General features: G+C 69.9%; 3 protein-coding genes. 1 reads left to right on the top strand and 2 read right to left on the bottom strand.

Going from position 1 to position 5,390, the window contains the following annotated elements:
• Together AC1MIR_RS21180 and AC1MIR_RS21175 are read right to left on the bottom strand one after the other, a co-directional pair.
• Nucleotides 1-2,221: molybdopterin-dependent oxidoreductase (locus AC1MIR_RS21180; protein WP_480030158.1), on the bottom strand; the 2,221-nt coding region annotated here is incomplete at its 3' end.
• 79 nt (nt 2,222-2,300) lie between these two features.
• Nucleotides 2,301-3,554, bottom strand: a complete 1,254-nt coding sequence (locus AC1MIR_RS21175) for a hypothetical protein (RefSeq protein ID WP_480030157.1) — start codon at nt 3,552-3,554, stop codon at nt 2,301-2,303.
• A gap of 301 nt (nt 3,555-3,855) precedes the next feature.
• Here AC1MIR_RS21175 and AC1MIR_RS21170 point away from each other — a divergent pair, with 301 nt between their 5' ends.
• Nucleotides 3,856-5,253, top strand: a complete 1,398-nt coding sequence (locus AC1MIR_RS21170) for an aspartate aminotransferase family protein (RefSeq protein WP_480030156.1) — start codon at nt 3,856-3,858, stop codon at nt 5,251-5,253.
• Nucleotides 5,254-5,390: the final 137 nt, after the last annotated feature.

Genomic DNA, 5,390 nt, shown 5'->3' with positions numbered 1-5,390 from the left:
GCATCGGCCTCGGCCCGCCAGCCGGCCGGCAGCACATGGGTGGCGAAGGCTTCCTCGATGATCGCGGGGCCGGCGACGGGCGCGCCGGGCCGCATCGCCTCGGGGCCCCCCCCCCCCCCCGCCCCCCCCGCGCCCCCACGCCGCGGCGGATCTCCTCCGTCAGGCGCAGCCCGGCCGCGATGGCGCCGCGGTCGTTGAAGACGCGCACCACCTCGCCATCCTGGAGGCCGCGCGCCGCGGCATCGGCCGGGTGCATCAGGATCGGCTCGCGCTCCTGCACGCGGTTGGCCGCGGCGACGCGGCCGACATCGAGCTGGCCATGCAGCCGCGTGAAGGGCTGGAAGGACAGCATGTGCAGCGGGAAGCGCCGCGCCATCTCGCCGCCGAGCCATTCGCGCGGCGCCTGCCAGACCGGGTGGCCGGGCACTTCCGCATAGCCGAAGCCGGCGATGGCCTCCGAGAAGATCTCGACCTTGCCCGACGGCGTGTTGAGCGGGTTCGCCTCCGGGTCGGCGCGGAAGGCGGCGAACTGGGTGTAGGCCTCGCGCGGCGCCTCGATCTCGACGAAGCCGCGCTCCCAGAACTCGGCGAAATCCGGCACCGCGATCCCCTGCGCGGCGCAGGCCTGGCGCCAGCGGCCATAGAGGTGGTCGAGCCAGGCCATCTCGTCGCGCTGCTCGGTGAAGGCGGCGCGGAAGCCGAGCGCGTCGGCGATGTCGGCCAGCATGTCCGCGTCGTTCCGGGCCTGGCCGATGGGCGCGATCGCCTGGTGCATGGCGCGCACGAAGCGGTCGCGCGATGCGCTGCCGATGTCGTTGCGCTCCAGCGTCGTCGTGGCCGGCAGCACGATGTCCGCATGGCGCGCCAGCGGCGTCCACCAGGGCTCCTGCACCACGACCGTGTCGGCGCGGTTCCAGCCGCGCAGCAGGCGGCCGAGATCCTGGTGGTGATGGAAGGGATTGCCGCCGGCCCACCAGATCATGCGGATGTCGGGCAGCAACAGGTCGCGGCCGTTGTACTGCAGGACCTGGCCCGGCCGCTCCAGCAGCTCGGTCACGCGGGCCACGGGAATATAGGCCCCGACCGGGTTCTTCACCGGCACGCCGCCGACGCTCGGCACCTCGTGCCGCGGCGTGCCGATGCCGTTCATCGAGCCATAGCCGAACGCCACGCCCTGTCCCGGCTTGCCGATGGTGCCCAGCATCGCCGCCAGCGCCACCAGCGCCCACCAGGGTTGTTCCCCGTGCTCGGCGCGCTGGATGGACCAGGTGGCGGTCAGCATGGTCGGCGCGCCGGCAGCCTCGAGCGCCAGGCGCCGGATGGTGGCGGCGGGCACATCGGTGAGGCCCTCGGCCCATTCCGGCGTCTTGGCCACGCCATCCTTCGTGCCGCGGACATAATCGGCGAACGGCGCGAAGCCGACGGCGCAGCGCGCCAGGAAGTCGCGATCCTCCTTGCCCTGCTCCAGGATCACCTGCGCCATGGCGAGGATCATCGCCGCGTCGCTGCCCGGGCGGATCGGCACCCATTCGGCGCCGAGGAACGCCGCCGCATCGCCGCGGAAGGGCGAGATGTTGACGAAGCGCACGCCGGCCTCGGCCGCCGCCTTCATCAGCGGCACGTATTCATGCGCGCCGCTTCCGCCGGAGGTGATCAGCCCGTTCTTCAGCGGCAGCCCGCCGAAGCAGAGCATCAGCTTGGCGTTCTCGCGGATCGCCTTCCAGTCGGTGACCGGGCCCTGGATCACCTCGTTCGTGCCGAGGATATGCGGCATCAGCGTCATGCCGGCGCCGTAGGAGTAGTTCGTCACCTGCGCGCAAAAACCGCCGGCGAGGCCGAGGAAGCGATGCAGCTGCGTGCGCGCGTGGTGGTAGCGCCCGGCCGAGGACCAGCCATAGCTGCCGCCGAGCACCGAGGGATGCCCGTGCTCCGCCCGGATGCGGGCGGATTCCTCGGCGACCAGCCGGATCGCCTGGTCCCAGGAGACCGGCACGAAGGCGTCGCCGCCGCGCGCGCTGCCGCGCCGCTCGCCCTTCAGCCAGCCGGCGCGGACATAGGGGCGGTCGATCCTTGCGGCGCTGTGCACCGCATCGGGGATGGACTGCAGCAGGGTCGAGGGCGAGGGATCGCGGCCGAAGGGCCTTGCGGCAACCAGGCGGCCGCCTTCGACCACGGCGTCGAAAGAGCCGAAATGCGACCCGTGCGGCTTGATCTCGGTCATGCGGACCCCCTTGCCGGCGGCAATCTGCCGCCGCCGGCCAGCCGCCGCAACCGCTCCGCGGCCCCGGGCGGCGCCGGCTTCAGAAGGAGATGCCGAGATTGACCGTGAAGCCCTGATAGCCGTTCTGGCCGTCCAGATAGGTGGCGCCGAGGCGGATCGGCAGGCGGAAGCCGCCGACCTGCACCGGATCGCCGAGGCCGAGGAAGACGCCGTATTCCTGGTAGTTGTTCACGTAGAGCGCATCCCCGGTGAAGCGCGTGTCCACGGCGAAGGCCGAGAGCGTCGCGCGCCGGCCGAACACCGCGCCCAGGTCGCGATGCAGGATCAGCCCGTTGCGGAACATGTTGTTCTGCAACTCGTAGCTCACGCTGTAGTCCTGGTAATTGATCGGCAGCGTCTCCAGCCGGGAGACCATGTTGCCGACCGTCAGCCGCCAGCGCTCATCGAGGCGGAAGTCGAGGTTGCTGGTGACGGAGGCCGACCAGATGCCGCCCGCCGCGCCAAGGTCGATCGAGCCGGCAACGCCGGCCCGCAGCATCGGCGTCAGCGACCAGCGCACCCAGTCCGGCAGGCCGAGCCGGATCGGCACGCGGGCGCCGATGCCGACGGAACCCGAGTAGGACTGGCCGCCCGCGGTGTCGAGCAGCGTGATCGGCGCATCGAGGATCAGCTCGACGCCGCTGGACAAGCCGTAGCTGTACGCGATCGGCAAGGTGTAGACATCGGTGTTCCAGCCCGACGCGCTGTAGCTGCCGAAACGCGCGCCCATGGAGAACCTGCCGCCATCCTGCTGCCCGGCGAACCCGCCGCCGCTGCCCGAGCCGCCGAGCGCCACGTTGAAGTCGGCGGCCCCCATCAGCGACATCAGGCTGTTCGGGTTGCCGGCGATGGGGTCGATCGGCGTGGTCGCCACGGCCTCCTTCAGGAAGCGTGTCAGCGCATCCTGCCCGTCGCCGCGCAGCCAGCGCAGCGCAAGGTCCTGCGATTCGTCGCGCGTCGCGCCGTTGAAGCTCTCATTCACGCCGATCGAGGGGATTTGCAGGACGAGCACCGGCGAGTTCTGCGCGTAGGAGAGCGTCGCCGGCACGCCGCGCAGGCTGACCGTCGCGACCGCCGAGGAGTTCGGCGTGTAGCTGCCGAACAGGCTGTTCAGGCCTTCATTGGTGAACAGCTGCGCGAAATCGGTGAGGTCCGAAGAGGTGGCCGTGGCGGTCTGGCCGTCCACGTTGAAATTGCCTTCGAACAGGCTGCGCGCTGCCGCTTCTTGCGCGGCAGCCCCAAGCATGAAGCCCAACAGCGCGATCCGTGTCGTCTTGCAACGCATCATGGCCATCGTTCCATCCCTGCCGGCCCGGCGCCGGCACAGGACGGATAGGAACTCCGGATCGCCCTTCTTGAGCAACGGAAAATATTGCGAAACAAAGCCGAAACGAGACAAGAATGATGCAAAAATGTGCAGAATCCCGGCCGGCTGCCTGCGGACGATCGCAGGACGCCCCTCGGCAGGCCGCGACACCATGTCCGGGGACCGGCGGGCTTGCGCGCCACTTGCGCGCCTTGCGGACGAAGGCAAGGCGGTTTCACTCGAACGGCCTCTGCTCTAGCGTGCGGGCACCCGCAGCGAGAACAACGCCATGACCCCGCCCCGCAACTCCAACGCCATCCGGGACATCGCCAATGTCCTGCATCCCTACACGGACCACCGCGCCCATGCGGTGAACGGGCCGCTGGTGATCAGCCGCGGCGAGGGCGTGCGCGTGTTCGACGACCAGGGCAAGGAATACATCGAGGCGATGGCCGGCCTGTGGTGCGCCTCGCTCGGCTTCGACAACAAGCGGCTGGTGGATGCCGCCTACAGGCAGATGCAGAAGCTGCCCTTCTACCACGGCTTCACGGCCAAGTCGCACGAGCCGATGATCGACCTGGCGGAGATGCTGATCGAGCGCGCGCCGGTCCCGATGTCCAAGGTGTTCTTCGCGAATTCGGGCTCCGAGGCGAACGACACGGCGGTGAAGATGATCTGGTACGCCAACAACGCGATGGGGCGGCCGGACAAGAAGAAGATCATCGGGCGGCTGAAGGGCTATCACGGCATCACGATCGCCTCCGGCTCGATCACCGGACTGCCGGCGAACCACAAGATGTTCGACCTGCCGGTCTCCGACCGGTTCATCCATGTCTCGACGCCGCACCACTACCACGGCGCCAATCCCGGCGAGTCCGAGGAGGATTTCGCGACGCGCCTGGCGGAGGAGCTGGACCAGGTGATCCAGCGCGAGGGCCCCGAGACCGTCGCCGCCTTCTTCGCCGAGCCGGCGATGGGCGCGGGCGGGGTGATCGTGCCGCCGGCGACCTATTTCGAGAAGGTGCAGGCGGTGCTGAAGAAGCACGACGTGCTCTTCGTCGCCGACGAGGTGATCTGCGGCTTCGGGCGCACCGGCAGCTACTGGGGCAGCCAGACCTTCGGCATCACGCCGGACATCCTGGTCTGCGCCAAGGCGCTCTCGGCCAGCTTCCTGCCGATCAGCGCCGTGATGGTGAACGACCGCGTCTTCCAGGCGCTGGCCGACGGTTCCGCCACCATCGGCACCTGGGGCCACGGCTTCACCTATTCCGGCCATCCGGTGCCCGCCGCCGTCGCGGTGGAGACGCTGAAGATCTATGACGAGATGGACGTCGTCGGCCATGCGAAGCGCGTGGGCGCGCATATGCAGAAGACGCTGCGCGCGCGCTTCGCCGACCATCCGCTGGTGGGCGAGGTGCGCGGCGTCGGCCTCGTCGCGGCGATGGAGCTGGTGGCGGACAAGGCGACGCATCGCAACTTCGACCCGGGCGCCAAGGTCGGCCCGCGGCTCGCCAAGCTGGCCGAGGGCGAGGGCGTGATCATGCGCGCCATGGTGAACGATTCGATGGGCTTCTCGCCGCCGCTGATCATCACCGAGGCCGAGGTGGACGAGATGATCGCCCGCGTCGGGCGCGCACTGGACGCGCTGACCGTGCAGCTGCGCCGCGAAAGCATCGCCCTGGTGTAGCGGCAAGGGAGGGAGGGACGCGCCCTTCCTCCCCTTTCATCCCGCGCGCGCTACCGCGCGCGGCGGGAAGCCGGCCGGCGCGAGGCCGGCATCGCCCGCCCCCGCTTCCAGATGCTGGCGGATGGCGGGGATCGGAA

This window comes from Falsiroseomonas sp. RANM36 (assembly GCF_056682175.1).
This window is presented reverse-complemented; position numbering and strand designations above follow the sequence as displayed.

What these genes read in the sequence shown, in the direction of transcription:
- AC1MIR_RS21170 (WP_480030156.1), top strand. Translation starts at nt 3,856, where the DNA reads ATGACCCCGCCCCGCAACTCCAACGCCATCCGGGACATCGCCAATGTC.
- AC1MIR_RS21175 (WP_480030157.1), bottom strand. Translation starts at nt 3,554, where the DNA reads ATGGCCATGATGCGTTGCAAGACGACACGGATCGCGCTGTTGGGCTTC.